Source organism: Pseudomonas sp. X4 (assembly GCF_040784925.1).
Classification (GTDB): Bacteria; Pseudomonadota; Gammaproteobacteria; order Pseudomonadales; family Pseudomonadaceae; genus Aquipseudomonas; species Aquipseudomonas putida_Z.
This window is the reverse complement of sequence record NZ_CP160798.1, coordinates 4391692-4407264: the sequence shown is the minus strand read 5'-3', so window position 1 is coordinate 4407264 and position 15573 is coordinate 4391692. Positions and strand designations below refer to the sequence as shown.

Annotated in this window: 11 protein-coding genes; 3 read left to right on the top strand and 8 right to left on the bottom strand. The window is 64.3% G+C overall.

The genetic code is table 11. The annotated features are described in order from the left end of the window. Positions 1-157: 157 nt before the first annotated feature. Both ABX298_RS19705 and queD read left to right on the top strand, forming a co-directional pair. Positions 158-1237, top strand: coding sequence for a patatin-like phospholipase family protein (locus tag ABX298_RS19705; protein ID WP_367393511.1), 1080 nt, complete (start codon positions 158-160; stop codon positions 1235-1237). Between the two features lie 53 nt (positions 1238-1290). Beyond that, complete coding sequence (queD, locus tag ABX298_RS19700; protein ID WP_025338446.1) at positions 1291-1647, top strand: 6-carboxytetrahydropterin synthase QueD; 357 nt, start codon at positions 1291-1293, stop codon at positions 1645-1647. A gap of 41 nt (positions 1648-1688) precedes the next feature. Here queD and ABX298_RS19695 read toward each other — a convergent pair whose 3' ends face one another. Both ABX298_RS19695 and ABX298_RS19690 read right to left on the bottom strand, forming a co-directional pair. Next, positions 1689-2957, bottom strand: a complete 1269-nt coding sequence (locus ABX298_RS19695; protein WP_367393510.1) for a hypothetical protein — start codon at positions 2955-2957, stop codon at positions 1689-1691. 71 nt (positions 2958-3028) lie between these two features. Beyond that, positions 3029-3496, bottom strand: a complete 468-nt coding sequence (locus ABX298_RS19690) for a DUF1289 domain-containing protein (RefSeq protein WP_161795747.1) — start codon at positions 3494-3496, stop codon at positions 3029-3031. A 406-nt stretch (positions 3497-3902) separates the two neighbouring features. On the opposite strand from ABX298_RS19690, the gene acnB reads away from it, so the two are divergent. Then, positions 3903-6512, top strand: coding sequence for a bifunctional aconitate hydratase 2/2-methylisocitrate dehydratase (gene acnB, locus ABX298_RS19685; RefSeq protein ID WP_075044547.1), 2610 nt, complete (start codon positions 3903-3905; stop codon positions 6510-6512). A gap of 176 nt (positions 6513-6688) precedes the next feature. Here acnB and prpD read toward each other — a convergent pair whose 3' ends face one another. From prpD to ABX298_RS19655, 6 genes are all read right to left on the bottom strand, one after another. Continuing rightward, positions 6689-8173 (bottom strand): 2-methylcitrate dehydratase, encoded by a 1485-nt coding sequence (gene prpD / locus ABX298_RS19680; protein ID WP_367393509.1) that lies wholly within the window; start codon positions 8171-8173, stop codon positions 6689-6691. A 163-nt stretch (positions 8174-8336) separates the two neighbouring features. Beyond that, entirely contained in the window at positions 8337-9527 is a 1191-nt protein-coding gene (gene prpF, locus ABX298_RS19675) for a 2-methylaconitate cis-trans isomerase PrpF (RefSeq protein WP_367393508.1), read from the bottom strand. A 135-nt stretch (positions 9528-9662) separates the two neighbouring features. Next, positions 9663-12251 (bottom strand): Fe/S-dependent 2-methylisocitrate dehydratase AcnD, encoded by a 2589-nt coding sequence (acnD, locus tag ABX298_RS19670; protein WP_025338440.1) that lies wholly within the window; start codon positions 12249-12251, stop codon positions 9663-9665. Between the two features lie 191 nt (positions 12252-12442). Continuing rightward, positions 12443-13570: a 2-methylcitrate synthase gene (gene prpC / locus ABX298_RS19665; protein WP_075044544.1), complete on the bottom strand. Its 1128-nt coding sequence runs from the start codon at positions 13568-13570 to the stop codon at positions 12443-12445. Between the two features lie 167 nt (positions 13571-13737). After that, positions 13738-14628, bottom strand: coding sequence for a methylisocitrate lyase (gene prpB / locus ABX298_RS19660; RefSeq protein ID WP_003259689.1), 891 nt, complete (start codon positions 14626-14628; stop codon positions 13738-13740). Next, positions 14625-15341, bottom strand: a complete 717-nt coding sequence (locus ABX298_RS19655; protein WP_025338439.1) for a GntR family transcriptional regulator — start codon at positions 15339-15341, stop codon at positions 14625-14627. Before ABX298_RS19655 ends, prpB begins: the two co-directional genes overlap by 4 nt. Positions 15342-15573: the final 232 nt, after the last annotated feature.

Here is a 15573-nt window from a genome sequence, read left to right as displayed (position 1 = left end):
ACTGAATCCTGCGCGGTCCCTGTGGGAGCGGGCTTGCCCGCGAACACCGGCGCAGCCGGTGCCATACACCGCGCTGGGCCATTCGCGGGCGCGCCCGCTCCCACAGGGTATTCGCATGAAGCCTTATAATGACCGCCTGCTGCCCAAGAGACCCGCCATGAGCGCCATTCACATCAAGTACCCCGCCCTCACCTTCAAGGCCGGCCAACGTGCCCTGCGGCAGGTCCGCGAGCGCGGCCTGCAGGCGGCCGATGTCGGTGTGCTGCCGGGTGCGGCTGGCGGGCCGAAGCCGCTGGGCATCCAGGGCCTGGACCTGGCGCTGTTCGGTGAGTGGCTTCCGTCGGCACCACGCCAACGTGCGCTGATCGGCGCCTCGATCGGCGCCTGGCGCTTCGCCAGTGCCTGCCTCGACGACCCGGTCGCAGGCATCCGTCGCCTGGGCGAACTGTACACCGAGCAGGATTTCGCCAAGGGCGTCACCCCGGCCGAAATCAGCCGCAGCTGCCAACACATGCTCGACAACCTGCTGCAAGGCCGCGACGGCCAACTGCTGGCCAACCCGCACTATCGCCTGAACATCCTGGTAGTGAAGAGCCATGGCCAGCTCGCCCACGACCATCGCGGCCGCCTGGGCCTCGGCCTGGGTTCGGTGATCGCCAGCAACCTGCTCGGCCGTTCGCGCCTGGCCCGGCACTTCGAGCGCATCATCCTGCACGACGGCCGCGCCACGCCGCCGCTCGACGCACTGACCGACTTCCCCTCGCGCTGCCTGCCGCTGGACCAGGCCAACCTGCGCCATGCCTTGCTCGCCTCAGGGTCCATCCCCATGGTCATGGAAGGTGTGAAAGACATCCCAGGCGCAGGTGCAGGCACCTACCGCGACGGCGGCCTGCTGGACTACCACCTCGACCTGCCCTACCGCGGCGACGACCTGGTGCTGTACCCGCACTTCACCGACAAGATCGTACCCGGCTGGTTCGACAAGGCCCTGCCCTGGCGCAAGGGCGATGCCACCCGCCTGCAGAACGTGGTGCTGATGACGCCATCGCCGCAGTACCTGGCGGCGCTGCCCTACGGCAAGCTGCCCGACCGCAACGACTTCAAGCGTTTCATGGGCGATGCGCCTGGCCGCAAGCGCTACTGGTACAAGGCCATTGCCGAGAGCCAGCGGCTGGGCGACGAGCTGCTGGAGCTGATTGCCACCGGGCGGTTGCATGAACGCCTGCAAGCCTTGTAGCGGCCATGCTGGTAGACTGCGCGCATTCTTGATTCACACAGAGTTATGACAGCGTGGAAATTTTTAAAGAATTTACATTCGAGTCGGCCCACCGCCTGCCGCACGTCCCTGCCGGGCACAAATGCGGTCGCCTGCACGGCCACTCGTTCAAGGTCGGCCTGCACCTGACCGGCCCGCTCGACCCGCACACCGGCTGGATCCGCGATTTCGCCGAGATCAAGGCGATCTTCAAGCCGATCTACGAGCAACTGGACCATAACTACCTGAACGACATCCCGGGCCTGGAAAACCCCACCAGCGAAGTGATCGCCAAGTGGATCTGGGACCAGGTCAAGCCGCTGCTGCCGGAACTGTCGAAGGTCCGCATCCACGAGACCTGCACCAGCGGCTGCGAGTACAGCGGCGACTGAACCCCGGCAAGGGCGCTGTAGCAGCGCCCTTGCGCCCCATCCTAGAACCTGGCCGAGGTTTCCAGCACCTGCACAGTCAGGGAACCTTCCTCACCCAGCGCCTCCGTACCCAGCCTGCGTTCGCTGCGATCTGCCAGCTTCACGACTCGGCCACTGCTGTGCCTGAGTTTCACGTTGGCCACTGTTGCCCCCACCTGCAAGGCAGCCGGGTCCAACCCGTCCAGATGCCAGAGAAAATCCGCCTGCGCACGAACCGATTGCCAGCGCTGCGCCAGGCTCATGGTCCAGCCCTTCTGTTTGCGCAGGGTGAAGTTCAGGCGCCGACCACGCGCGTCGAGCGGCCAGATCTCATACGCATACACCCCGTTATCGAGGTAAGCGGCAAACCAGAAACGCTCGCATGCCGGTCGGGTTTCATCGTCGCGCCAGCGCGTGCCCAACGAATCGGTCTGCTCCACACTCAACCTTGCCCGTGGGTTCCACTCCCAGCCTTCGTCAAAGCGAGCTGCCACCAAGCCCTGCACGCCGTCCGGGGAGCCGGCAGGGTCGGCTGGCGTCTCGTCGGACCGCCAGCACAAACTGGCGATGAAACTGTGCTCTGCCTTGAACACATGACTGCTGCCCGCCCGCTGCAGGCCCGTGCCCCAGGCGACATCACGCGCTTCATGGGCGTAGTCCAGCACTTCGAGGGCTATCAGGCCTGGCTCGCCAGTCAGCGTGTTTATCAGCCACGCCTCCCGGTTGGCGATGCGCCTGGCCCGTTGCCCGGCGGCGTCGACCAGAACGACATTGCATAACCGCGCCCCGCGCTTGATATCCTTGTGGTTGATACCCGAAAGGTTCCACAGGTGCTGCGGGTCGGCCAGATGCTGACGCCCGGCCCCCGCCTCGGTCTGGTCCTTCACGCCCGCATAGCCTGCAAAGCCTGACAGCGCCCCCGGCTTACTGTAGACAATCCGGTTCAGCGGTTTCCAGTTTCGGTCATAAGGCCGCATTTCATAGCGCAGCGTCGCCCCGGTCCGGTCCGTACCGCTGACATAGGCTCCGAACCAGAACAGCTCGCCATACACATGACTGGGCAAGGTGTAGCTCCATGGCTCCAGCCGCAATGGCCCGGTGCCTTCGGGATCGGCCCGCAGATACCGGTACCAGTGGTCATTGTGAAACCCGGCCCCGCCATAATGCAGCCACATGGGGGCAAGCCTGGCGGTCGAAGCGTCCCACTGATCGGGATGCAGGAGCTCATCGCCCAGCTGCCACCAGCAGCGAGCCAAAAAGGAAAATTCCGGGTGGTAGACATAGTCGCTCATGGGCGCTTCCTGTACATGGAAAACGCCGGACACTACGCGAGCGATGCCGCCCGAAATCAGCGGGAAACAGCCTACTCCAAAGCCTGTTGCAGGAACGCCGGGGCGATGTAGCGCTGGTAATGCGCCTCGGACAGCAGGAAGAACTCACGGTCGATGGCGTCGCGCAACTGCGGCAGCTCCCAGTCGCGGAATTCCGGCAGCAGCACCATGCCGTAGGCTTCCAGGTCGCGGATCATCCGCGCCCCGCGGGCAATCAGCTGGTATGCCCAGCAATATTCCGACTGCTGCTCGACAAAGCGGATGGAACGCTGCTCCAGTTGCTGGCGCAGCAGGCCTTTGTCGAACACCTCCAGCTTGGCCATCATCACCTGCACCAGCAGCTGCTCCAGGCGCAGCCACACGGCGCGCTTCTGCGCATCGTCGTAGCCGTTCCAGTTGATCACTTCGTGGTGGAACCGCTTGCAGCCACGGCAAACCGTGTCTCCGTAAACCGTGGAGCACAGGCCGACGCAAGGGGTCTTGATGGACTTGTTGGACATGAAAAACAACAGCTTGGCGGTGGAACACGGGCTCATGTTAGCCCTTTGTCTAACCAGGGTCACTCGTTAAAGTCATCTTCGCCGCCTTACGTTCGAGCTTTTTTTGCCGTAGAATCATCCCGCCTTTTCAAAGGCAACAATGTCCGTTGGAAGCTGTTTTCAAAGCGTCACGAGCACAGTTCATCCGGTAGAACGGCGTTGGCCCGGGCCATGCATCCCTCGCATGCCCGTGCCAGCCCTCATCAGCTCCCCGTTCTGCAGGCGTAAAACTTTGAAAGCAGCTTCTGTAAGGATTCTTTGCGACTCTGGCTGGGCGGCCCACAAAGCCGTGGCAGCGCATGGGTGCATTGAATGCTGGATGAGCGTCCCGGACCCCCTTTAGGGACCACTGATGAGGGAAATAACTGTGCTTGAAGCCTACCGCAAACACATCGAAGAGCGTGCCGCCCTGGGTATCGTGCCCCAGCCGCTGAACGCCGAACAAACTGCAGGCCTGGTCGAGCTGCTGAAAAACCCGCCGGCCGGCGAAGAAGCCTTCCTCGTAGACCTGATCACCAACCGCGTACCGCCAGGGGTCGACGAAGCTGCCTACGTCAAGGCCGCTTTCCTCTCCGCCGTCGCCAAGGGCGAAGCCAAGTCGCCTCTGATCGACCGCAAGCACGCCACCGAACTGCTGGGCACCATGCAGGGCGGCTACAACATCGAAACGCTGGTCGCACTGCTGGATGACGCCGAACTGGGCGCCGTCGCGGCCGAACAGCTCAAGCACACCCTGCTGATGTTCGATGCCTTCCACGACGTGGCCGAAAAAGCCAAGGCCGGCAACGTTCACGCCAAGGCCGTGCTGGAATCCTGGGCTGCCGGCGAGTGGTTCACCTCGCGCCCGGCCATCGCCGACAAGTACACCCTGACCGTGTTCAAGGTGCCTGGCGAAACCAACACCGACGACCTGTCCCCTGCCCCGGACGCCTGGTCGCGCCCTGACATCCCGCTGCACGCCCTGGCCATGCTGAAAATGGCCCGCGACGGCATCGAGCCGCAGCAGCCTGGTTCGGTCGGCCCGCTGGCCCAGATCGAAGCCGTCAAGGCCAAGGGCTTCCCGGTTGCCTACGTCGGTGACGTGGTCGGTACCGGTTCCTCGCGTAAATCCGCCACCAACTCGGTGCTGTGGTTCTTCGGCGACGACATTCCGTACGTGCCGAACAAGCGCGCCGGTGGCTTCTGCTTCGGCACCAAGATTGCCCCGATCTTCTACAACACCATGGAAGACGCCGGCGCCCTGCCGATCGAATTCGACTGCACCAACCTGGCCATGGGCGACGTCATCGACGTTTACCCGTTCAAGGGCGAAGTGCGCCGTCACGGCAGCGACGAACTGGTCACCAACTTCGAGCTGAAAACCGAAGTGCTGCTGGATGAAGTCCGCGCTGGCGGCCGTATCCCGCTGATCGTCGGCCGTGGCCTGACCGAAAAAGCCCGTGCCGAACTGGGCCTGGGTGCTTCCGACCTGTTCAAGAAGCCGGAGCAGCCTGCCGATTCGGGCAAGGGCTTCACCCTGGCACAGAAAATGGTCGGCCGTGCCTGCGGCCTGCCAGAAGGCCAGGGCGTGCGCCCAGGTGCCTACTGCGAGCCGAAGATGACCACCGTCGGTTCCCAGGACACCACTGGCCCGATGACCCGCGACGAGCTGAAAGACCTGGCGTGCCTGGGCTTCTCCGCTGACCTGGTGATGCAGTCGTTCTGCCACACCGCGGCCTATCCGAAGCCGATCGACGTCACCACCCACCACACCCTGCCAGACTTCATCCGCACCCGTGGCGGCGTGTCGCTGCGCCCGGGCGACGGCATCATCCACAGCTGGCTGAACCGCATGCTGATGCCTGACACCGTGGGTACCGGTGGCGACTCGCACACCCGCTTCCCGATCGGCATCTCGTTCCCGGCAGGTTCCGGCCTGGTGGCCTTCGCCGCCGCCACCGGCGTCATGCCGCTGGACATGCCAGAGTCGATCCTGGTGCGCTTCAAGGGCAAACTGCAGCCAGGCATCACCCTGCGTGACCTGGTCCACGCCATCCCTTACTACGCCATCCAGAAGGGCCTGCTGACCGTCGAGAAGAAAGGCAAGAAAAACGCCTTCTCCGGCCGCATCCTCGAGATCGAAGGCCTGAACGATCTGACCGTCGAGCAAGCCTTCGAGCTGTCCGACGCCTCGGCCGAGCGTTCCGCTGCCGGTTGCACCATCAAGCTGCCAGAAAAGGCCATCGCCGAGTACCTGCAGTCCAACATCACCCTGCTGCGCTGGATGATCGGCGAAGGCTACGGCGATGCCCGCACCCTGGAGCGCCGCGCCCAGGCCATGGAAGCCTGGCTGGCCAAGCCTGAGCTGCTGTCGGCCGACGCCGATGCCGAATACGCCGAAATCATCGAAATCGACCTGGCCGACGTGAAAGAGCCTGTGCTCTGCGCGCCGAACGACCCGGACGATGCCCGCCTGCTGTCTTCGGTACAGGGCGAGAAGATCGACGAAGTGTTCATCGGTTCGTGCATGACCAACATCGGCCACTTCCGCGCTGCCGGCAAGCTGCTGGACAAGGTCAAGGGCGGTATCCCGACCCGTCTGTGGCTGGCTCCGCCAACCAAGATGGACGCTCACCAGCTGACCGAAGAAGGCTACTACGGCATCTACGGCAAGGCTGGCGCGCGCATGGAAATGCCAGGCTGCTCGCTGTGCATGGGTAACCAGGCACGTGTGCAGACCGGTTCGACCGTGGTCTCCACCTCGACCCGTAACTTCCCGAACCGTCTGGGCGACGCCACCAACGTGTACCTGGCATCGGCCGAGCTGGCTGCTGTCGCTTCGATCATCGGCAAGCTGCCGACCGTCGAAGAGTACATGCAGTACGCGAAGGACATCGACAGCATGGCTGCCGACGTTTACCGCTACCTGAGCTTCGACCAGATCGCCGAGTTCCGCGAAGCGGCAGCCAACGCCAAGATCCCGGTGGTTCAGGCGTAAGCTGAGTTGTAAGATGTAAAGGAAAGCCCCGGCAGAAATGCCGGGGCTTTCTTGTTTCAACCTGTACCGGCCTCTTCGCGGCTAAAGCCGCTCCCACAGGGACCCCACAGTTGTCGAGGGCTGCGCAGGACCTTGTGGGAGCGGCTTTAGCCGCGAAGAGGCCAGCACAGGCAACCTCAGATCACGAACAGGTCGACAAACCTGTGCACCGCCATCTGTTCCAGCTTCTGCTGGTCCTTGCACACATCCACGATCTCCCCACACCGCTGCCGCGCAAAGCGCGTCGCCAGGTTGTCCCTGAACTTGGCCTCCAGCAACGGTATGCCCTCCCCTCGCCGCCGGCGATGCCCGATCGGGTATTCCACCACCACCTGCTCGGTACTGCTGCCATCCTTGAAGAACACCTGCAGCGCGTTGGCGATCGAACGCTTGTCCGGCTCCAGGTACTCACGGCTGAAGCGCGGGTCTTCCACCACCTCCATCTTCTCGCGCAGGCGGTCGATGCTTGGGTGGTTGGCATGGAAGGTGTCTTCGTAATGCTCGGCCACCAGATGACCGAAAATCAGCGGCACCGCCACCATGTACTGCAGGCAGTGGTCGCGGTCGGCGGCATTGGCCAGCGGGCCGCTCTTGGAAATGATGCGGATCGCCGACTCCTGGGTGGTAATGACGATACGGTCGATTTCATGCAGGCGGTTACGGACCAGTGGATGCAAGGTCACCGCCGCCTCGCAGGCGGTCTGGGCGTGGAACTCGGCAGGGAAACTGACCTTGAACAGCACGTTTTCCATCACGTAGCTACCCAGGGCTTGCGGCACGCGCAGCTCTTGCTGCTCGGACGGCTTGAGCGCAAGGTCCTTGTTGGTGTGACTGAACAGCACATCGTAGAAGCCCCACTGCGGCGCAGTGAGTACACCCGGCACGCCCATCTCGCCACGCAGGGCAATATCGGCCAGGCGCACACCACGGCTGGAAGCATCACCGGCGGCCCACGATTTGCGCGAACCGGCGTTGGGCGCATGGCGGTAGGTACGCAGCGCCTGGCCGTCGACGAAGGCGTGGGACAAGGCGCTCAGCATCTGCTCACGGCTGGCCCCCATCAGCCTGGCGCACACGGCGGTGGAGGCCACCTTGACCAGAATCACGTGATCGAGGCCAACGCGGTTGAAGGCGTTTTCCAGCGCCAGCACGCCCTGAATCTCGTGAGCCATGACCATGGCTTCGAGCACATCGCGCATCAATAGTGGCGTTTCACCTGCGGCCACGCGCTTCTGCGACAGGTGATCGGCAACGGCCAGGATGCCGCCGAGGTTGTCCGAGGGGTGGGCCCACTCTGCGGCCAGCCAGGTATCGTTGTAGTCCAGCCAGCGCACCGTGCAGCCGATGTCCCAAGCGGCCTTGACCGGGTCCAGGCGATAGGCGGTGCCGGGCACGCGGGCGCCATTGGGCACCAGGGTGCCTTCCACCTGGGGGCCGAGCAGCTTGGTGCATTCGGGGAAGCGCAGGGCCAGCAGGCCGCAGCCGAGGGTATCCATCAGGCAGTTGCGCGCGGTGTCCAGGGCTTCGGCGGATTCGACCCGGTACGTGAGGGCATAATCGGCGAGGGTTTGCAGCACCCGGTCGTAGTCCGGGCGGGCGTTGAGGTCTACGTTGGCGCTCATATCCAGCTCCTGTGAATTGGGGCTGCTGTGCAGCCCATCGCCGACAAGCCAGCTCCCACAGGGATCGCACAGATCTTGGGGCCTGTGCAGTCCCTGTGGGAGCTGGCTTGCCGGCGATGGGCCGCACAGCGGCCCTCTCTCGAAGCCGAGCGCCAGTGGTGCGTTAGAAGCTATCGCCAGGCACGCGAACCCAGCCCTCCATCAGCACGCGAGCACTGCGGCTCATGATTGCCTTGGTCACTGTCCATTCACCATTCACCTGGCGCGCCTCGGCCCCCACCCGCAGGGTGCCCGAGGGGTGGCCGAAACGCACGGCGCTGCGCTCGCCCCCGCCTGCGGCGAGGTTGACCAGCGTGCCCGGAATGGCCGCCGCGGTGCCGATGGCCACCGCGGCCGTCCCCATCATTGCATGGTGCAACTTGCCCATCGACAAGGCCCGTACCAGCAGGTCGATATCACCCGCCTGCACCGCTTTGCCACTGGACGCAGTGTAGGTGCTCGGCGGCGCGACGAAAGCCACTTTCGGCGTGTGCTGACGCCCGGCAGCCTGGTCGACGTTGTCGATCAGGCCCATGCGCACGGCGCCATAGGCGCGAATCGTCTCGAAGCGCAGCAGCGCCTGCGGGTCGCCGTTGATGGCGTCCTGCAGTTCGGTGCCGGTGTAGCCGATATCCGCCGCATTGACGAAGATCGTCGGGATGCCGGCATTGATCAGGGTCGCCTTGAACGTACCGACACCTGGCACCTCGAGGTCATCGACCAGGTTGCCGGTGGGGAACATCGCCCCGCCGTCGCCCTCTTCGTCGGCCGCCGGGTCGAGGAACTCAAGCTGCACCTCGGCGGCCGGGAAGGTCACCCCGTCCAGCTCGAAGTCGCCGGTTTCCTGCACTTCACCTTCGGTGATCGGCACATGGGCGATGATGGTCTTGCCGATGTTGGCCTGCCAGATGCGCACGGTGGCGATGCCGTTGCGCGGAATGCGCGCCGGGTCGACCAGGCCACTGCTGATGGCGAACGAACCGACCGCGGCGGAGAGGTTGCCGCAATTGCCGCTCCAGTCGACAAAGGCCTTGTCGATGCTGACCTGGCCGAACAGGTAGTCGACATCGTGTTCAGGCTTGATGCTTTGCGACAGGATCACGGTCTTGCTGGTGCTCGAAGTGGCGCCGCCCATGCCGTCGATCTGCTTGCCATAGGGGTCGGGGCTGCCGATCACCCGCAGCAGCAGTGCATCACGGGCAGGGCCGGGGATCTGCGCCTGCTCGGGCAGGTCTTGCAGGCGGAAGAACACGCCTTTGCTGGTGCCGCCACGGATGTAGGTGGCGGGGATTTTTACTTGCGGTACATGAGCCATGTTCAATTCCTGTCTTGCACAGCCCCCCTGTGGGAGCGGGTTCACCCGCGAAAGCGTCCGATCAGAAAACAATGTTGTATCTGCTGACGCATTCGCGGGTAAACCCGCTCCCACAGAGGACCGCGCTTCTCTTGATTAGGCGGTCGCTTCGAGGAAGTCCTGGGCGAAGCGCTGCAGCACCCCGCCGGCCTCGTAGATCGACACTTCCTCGGCGGTGTCCAGACGGCAGGTCACCGGTACCTCCAGGCGCTCGCCGTTGGCGCGGGTAACCACCAGGGTCAGCGTCGCCCGCGGCGTACGCGCGCCCAGTACGTCATAGGTCTCGCTGCCATCCAGGCCGAGGGTCTTGCGGTCGGTGCCCGGCTTGAACTCCAGCGGCAGTACGCCCATGCCCACCAGGTTGGTACGGTGAATACGCTCGAAGCCTTCGGCGACGATCGCCTCGACACCGGCCAGGCGCACACCCTTGGCCGCCCAGTCACGGGACGAACCCTGGCCGTAGTCGGCACCGGCGACGATGATCAGCGGCTGCTTGCGATCCATGTAGGTCTCGATCGCCTCCCACATGCGGGTGACCTTGCCTTCCGGCTCGATACGCGCCAGCGAGCCCTGCTTCACGCTGCCGTCTTCCTTGCGCACCATTTCGTTGAACAGCTTGGGGTTGGCAAAGGTAGCGCGCTGGGCGGTCAGGTGGTCGCCACGGTGGGTAGCGTAGGAGTTGAAGTCCTCCTCCGGCAGGCCCATCTTCGCCAGGTACTCGCCGGCAGCGCTGTCGAGCATGATGGCGTTGGACGGCGACAGGTGGTCGGTGGTGATGTTGTCCGGCAGCACTGCCAGCGGGCGCATGCCGCGCAGGGTACGTTCACCGGCCAAGGCACCTTCCCAGTACGGCGGGCGGCGGATGTAGGTGCTCATCGGGCGCCAGTCGTACAGCGGCGCCACCTTCGGCCCACGGTCTTCCTCGATGGCGAACATCGGGATGTACACCTTGCGGAACTGCTCCGGCTTGACCGCGGCACGCACTACGGCGTCGATCTCTTCGTCGCTGGGCCAGATGTCCTTGAGGCGGATTTCCTTGCCATCGACCACGCCCAGCACATCCTTCTCGATGTCGAAGCGGATGGTACCGGCGATGGCGTAGGCCACCACCAGTGGCGGCGAGGCAAGGAAGGCCTGCTTGGCATACGGGTGGATGCGCCCGTCGAAGTTGCGGTTGCCCGACAGCACGGCGGTGGCGTACAGGTCACGGTCGATGATTTCTTGCTGGATCACCGGGTCCAGGGCGCCGGACATGCCGTTGCAGGTGGTGCAGGCGAAGGCGACGATGCCAAAGCCGAGCTGTTCCAGCTCCTTCTCCAGCCCGGCCTCTTCCAGGTACAGCTGCACGGCCTTGGAGCCAGGCGCCAGCGACGACTTGACCCACGGCTTGCGGGCCAGGCCCAGCTTGTTGGCATTGCGCGCCAGCAGGCCTGCGGCAATCACGTTGCGCGGGTTGCTGGTGTTGGTGCAGCTGGTGATGGCGGCAATGATCACCGCGCCATCTGGCATCTGCCCTGGCACTTCTTCCCAACTGCCGGCGATGCCTTTGGCCGCCAGGTCGCTGGTGGCGACGCGGGCATGCGGGTTGGACGGGCCGGCCATGTTGCGCACCACGCTCGACAGGTCGAAGCTCAGGGTGCGCTCGTAGACTGCGCCGCCCAGGCTGTCGGCCCACAGGCCGGTGGCCTTGGCATAGGTTTCCACCAGCTTGACCTGCTGCTCTTCGCGGCCGGTCAGGCGCAGGTAGTCGATGGTCTGCTGGTCGATGGCGAACATCGCCGCAGTGGCGCCATATTCCGGGGCCATGTTGGAGATGGTGGCGCGGTCGCCCAGGGTCAGGGCACGGGCACCCTCGCCGTGGAACTCCAGGTAGGCGCCGACGACTTTCTGCTTGCGCAGGAATTCGGTCAGGGCCAGCACCAGGTCGGTGGCGGTGATGTTCGGCGCCAGCTTGCCGGTCAGCTCGACGCCGACGATTTCCGGCAGGCGCATCCACGAGGCACGGCCGAGCATCACGTTCTCGGCTTCCAGGCCACCCACGCCGATGGCGATCACGCCCAGGGCGTCGACATGCGGGGTGTGGCTGTCGGTGCCAACACAGGTGTCCGGGTAGGCCACGCCACGGTCGTTGTGGATCACCGGCGACATCTTCTCCAGGTTGATCTGGTGCATGATGCCGTTGCCCGGCTGGATCACGTCGACGTTCTTGAACGCCTTCTTGGTCCAGTTGATGAAGTGGAAGCGGTCTTCGTTGCGGCGGTCTTCGATGGCGCGGTTCTTTTCGAAGGCCTGCGGGTCGAAACCGCCGCACTCGACGGCCAGCGAGTGGTCGACGATCAGTTGCACCGGCACCACAGGGTTGACCTGGGCCGGGTCGCCGCCTTTGTCGGCAATGGCGTCACGCAGGCCGGCGAGGTCGACCAGTGCGGTCTGGCCGAGAATGTCGTGGCACACCACGCGGGCCGGGAACCACGGGAAGTCGAGGTCGCGCTTGCGCTCGATCAGCTGGCCCAGCGAGGCGTCGAGGGTAGCCGGGTCGCAGCGGCGCACCAGGTTTTCGGCGAGTACGCGAGAGGTGTAAGGCAGGCCATCGTAGGCGCCGGGCTTGATGGCCTCGACCGCCGCGCGGGCATCGAAGTAGTCCAGGTCGGTGCCTGGCAGGTGCTTGCGGAATGCAGTGTTCATATCGTTATCAGGCTCGGTCACGGTACGGTCGTGGATAGCTTTCTGGTTGCAGCCCTGTGTCAGCCGTTCCGGCCTCATCGCCGGCAAGCCGGCTCCCACAGGTATTGCACTGCTCCTGAGGCTGGTGCAGTCCCTGTGGGAGCCGGCTTGCCGGCGATGAGGCCGGAACAGGCCCCCACAGGTACGGCCTGTCAGCGCTGCTCGATCGGCACGAACTGGCGCTGCTCGACGCCGACATACTCGGCGCTCGGGCGGATGATGCGGTTGTTGGCGCGCTGTTCGAAGACGTGCGCCGCCCAGCCGGTCAGGCGCGAGCAGACGAAGATCGGGGTGAACAGCTTGGTCGGGATGCCCATGAAGTGGTACGCCGAGGCATGGTAGAAGTCGGCGTTGGGGAACAGGCGCTTCTGCTCCCACATGGTCTTGTCGATGGCTTCGGAAACCGGATACAGCACCTTGTCACCCACTTCGTCGGCGAGCTGTTTCGACCAGCCCTTGATCACCTCGTTGCGCGGGTCGGACTCTTTGTAGATGGCATGGCCAAAGCCCATGATCTTGTCCTTGCGCTCGAGCATGCGCAGCAGCTCGGCAGTGGCTTCCTGCGGGTTCTGGAAGCGCTCGATCAGCTCCATCGCCGCCTCGTTGGCACCGCCATGCAGCGGGCCGCGCAGCGAACCGATGGCGGCGGTTACGCAGGAGTACAGGTCGGAGAGGGTCGAGGCACAGACGCGGGCGGTGAAGGTCGAGGCATTGAACTCGTGCTCGGCGTAGAGGATCAGCGACACGTTCATGACCTTGACGTGCAGCTCGCTCGGCTTCTTGCCGTGCAACAGGTGCAGGAAGTGGCCACCGAGGGTGTCTTCGTCGCTGGTGCAGTCGATACGCACACCGTCGTGGGTGAAGCGGTACCAGTAGCACATCACCGCCGGGAACAGCGCCAGCAGGCGGTCGGTCTTGTCACGCTGGGCCTCGAAGGTCAGTTCGGGCTCCAGGGTACCCAGCACCGAGCAACCTGTGCGCATCACGTCCATCGGGTGGGCGTCACGCGGGATGCGCTCGAGCACTTCCTTCAGGGCTTGCGGCAGGTCACGCAGGCCCTTGAGCTTGCGCTTGTAGTCGGCCAGTTCGGCTTTGCTCGGCAGCTCGCCGTACAGCAGCAGGTAGGCGACTTCTTCGAACTCGGCACCCGCGGCCAGATCACGCACGTCGTAACCACGGTAGGTCAGCCCGGCACCGGCCTGGCCCACGGTCGACAGCGCGGTCTGGCCGGCCACCTGGCCGCGCAGGCCTGCGCCACTGAGTACTTTTGCTTCGGCCATGGTGTTTCTCCTTTCTTGAACTTGTTATGGATTCTTTCTGGCTAATTCGGGGGTGGCTGTATCGGCCCTATCGCCGGCAAGCCAGCTCCCACAATGCCTTGCACAGGGCTCGAACCTTGTGCGGTACCTGTGGGAGCCGGCTTGCCGGCGATGAGGCCCTCACAGGCTCAACCTTTTTTCTGGGCAAACAGCGCATCGAGGCTCTGCTCGAAGGCGTGGTAACCAATGGCATCGTAGAGCTCCATGCGGGTCTGCATGGTATCGATCACGTTCTTCTGCGTGCCGTCGCGGCGCAGCGCGGTGTACACGTTTTCGGCCGCCTTGTTCATGGCGCGGAACGCCGACAGCGGGTACAGCACCAGCGACACGTCGACCGAGGCCAGCTCTTCGGTGGTGTACAGCGGAGTGGCGCCGAATTCGGTGATGTTGGCCAGGATCGGTGCCTTCACCCGGTCGGCGAAGGTCTTGTACATCTGCAGCTCAGTGATGGCTTCCGGGAAGATCATGTCGGCACCGGCCTCGACGCAGGCGGCGGCGCGGTCCAGGGCGGCGTTCAGGCCCTCGACGGCCAGGGCATCGGTACGCGCCATGATCACGAAGCTGTCATCGGTACGGGCATCGACTGCGGCCTTGATGCGGTCGACCATTTCCTGCTGGCTGACGATTTCCTTGTTCGGGCGGTGGCCGCAGCGCTTGGCGCCGACCTGGTCCTCGATATGGATGGCGGCAGCGCCGAACTTGCTCATCGAGCGCACGGTACGGGCAACGTTGAAGGCAGAGGCGCCGAAGCCGGTGTCGACATCCACCAGCAGCGGCAGGTCGCACACGTCGGTGATGCGGCGCACGTCGGTGAGTACATCGTCCAGGCCGCTGATGCCCAGGTCCGGCAGGCCCAGCGAACCGGCGGCGACGCCGCCACCGGACAGGTAGATGGCCTTGAAGCCGGCGCGCTTGGCCAGCAGGGCATGGTTGGCGTTGATGGCGCCAACCACCTGCAGCGGATGTTCAGCGGCAACGGCGTCGCGGAAACGCTGACCGGGGGTGCTCTTCACAGTCATTTCTCACCTCGTGGGCTGTTGTTGTGGGCGTCCAGGTAGTGACGCTCGATATTGCGCTTGGACGCGCCGATGTGGCGGCGCATCAGGAGTTCGGCCAGCTCGCCGTCACGGTCGGCGATGGCATCGAGAATGCGGTGGTGTTCGGCAAAGGCCTGGCGTGGCCGGTTGGGCGTGGCGGAAAACTGGATGCGGTACATGCGCACCAGCTGGTACAGCTCGCCGCAGAGCATCTTGACCAGGGTCTGGTTACCGCTGCCCTGGATGATCCGGTAATGGAAGTCGTAGTCGCCTTCCTGCTGGTAATAGCCCAGGCCGGCCTGGAACGCGGCATCGCGCTCGTGGGTGTCGAGCACCCGGCGCAGTTCGTCGATGTCGGCCTGGCTCATGCGTTCGGCGGCCAGGCGGCAGGCCATGCCTTCCAGCGATTCGCGAATTTCGTACAGCTCGATCAGTTCGGCGTGGTTGAGCGACACCACCCGCGCCCCCACATGCGGCACGCGCACCAGCAGGCGCTGGCCTTCGAGGCGGTGGATGGCCTCGCGCAGCGGCCCGCGGCTGATGCCGTAGGTACGCGCCAGCTCCGGCTCGGAAATCTTGCTGCCGGGGGCGATATCGCCCTTGACGATGGCCGCCTGGATGCGCCGGAAGACGTTTTCGGACAAGGTTTCCGTTTCGTCTGCCAGCACCGGGCTGGGGGTGGATAGGTCCTGCATATTGTCGACACCTTGCAAATCTCTTTGCCGGAAATTAGCTAATTCGATCGCGGCAGTCAAAGACAAAATGAATATTGTCGACAATCGTCTAAGAACGAACTAATGCCAGCCCGGTGCTGTCAGAACGCGCACCGCTGGCGTCAAGGCGCCGGCGTGATAGAATGCCGCGCCTCCGATGGAGTATGGATAGCCTGTCTGTCATCCATTCATGCTGTTGACAGATGAACGAGGA

What these genes read in the sequence shown, in the direction of transcription:
- ABX298_RS19705 (WP_367393511.1), top strand. Translation starts at nt 158, where the DNA reads ATGAGCGCCATTCACATCAAGTACCCCGCCCTCACCTTCAAGGCCGGC.
- ABX298_RS19695 (WP_367393510.1), bottom strand. Translation starts at nt 2,957, where the DNA reads ATGAGCGACTATGTCTACCACCCGGAATTTTCCTTTTTGGCTCGCTGC.
- ABX298_RS19690 (WP_161795747.1), bottom strand. Translation starts at nt 3,496, where the DNA reads ATGTCCAACAAGTCCATCAAGACCCCTTGCGTCGGCCTGTGCTCCACG.
- prpD (WP_367393509.1), bottom strand. Translation starts at nt 8,173, where the DNA reads ATGAGCGCCAACGTAGACCTCAACGCCCGCCCGGACTACGACCGGGTG.
- prpF (WP_367393508.1), bottom strand. Translation starts at nt 9,527, where the DNA reads ATGGCTCATGTACCGCAAGTAAAAATCCCCGCCACCTACATCCGTGGC.
- acnD (WP_025338440.1), bottom strand. Translation starts at nt 12,251, where the DNA reads ATGAACACTGCATTCCGCAAGCACCTGCCAGGCACCGACCTGGACTAC.
- prpC (WP_075044544.1), bottom strand. Translation starts at nt 13,570, where the DNA reads ATGGCCGAAGCAAAAGTACTCAGTGGCGCAGGCCTGCGCGGCCAGGTG.
- prpB (WP_003259689.1), bottom strand. Translation starts at nt 14,628, where the DNA reads ATGACTGTGAAGAGCACCCCCGGTCAGCGTTTCCGCGACGCCGTTGCC.
- ABX298_RS19655 (WP_025338439.1), bottom strand. Translation starts at nt 15,341, where the DNA reads ATGCAGGACCTATCCACCCCCAGCCCGGTGCTGGCAGACGAAACGGAA.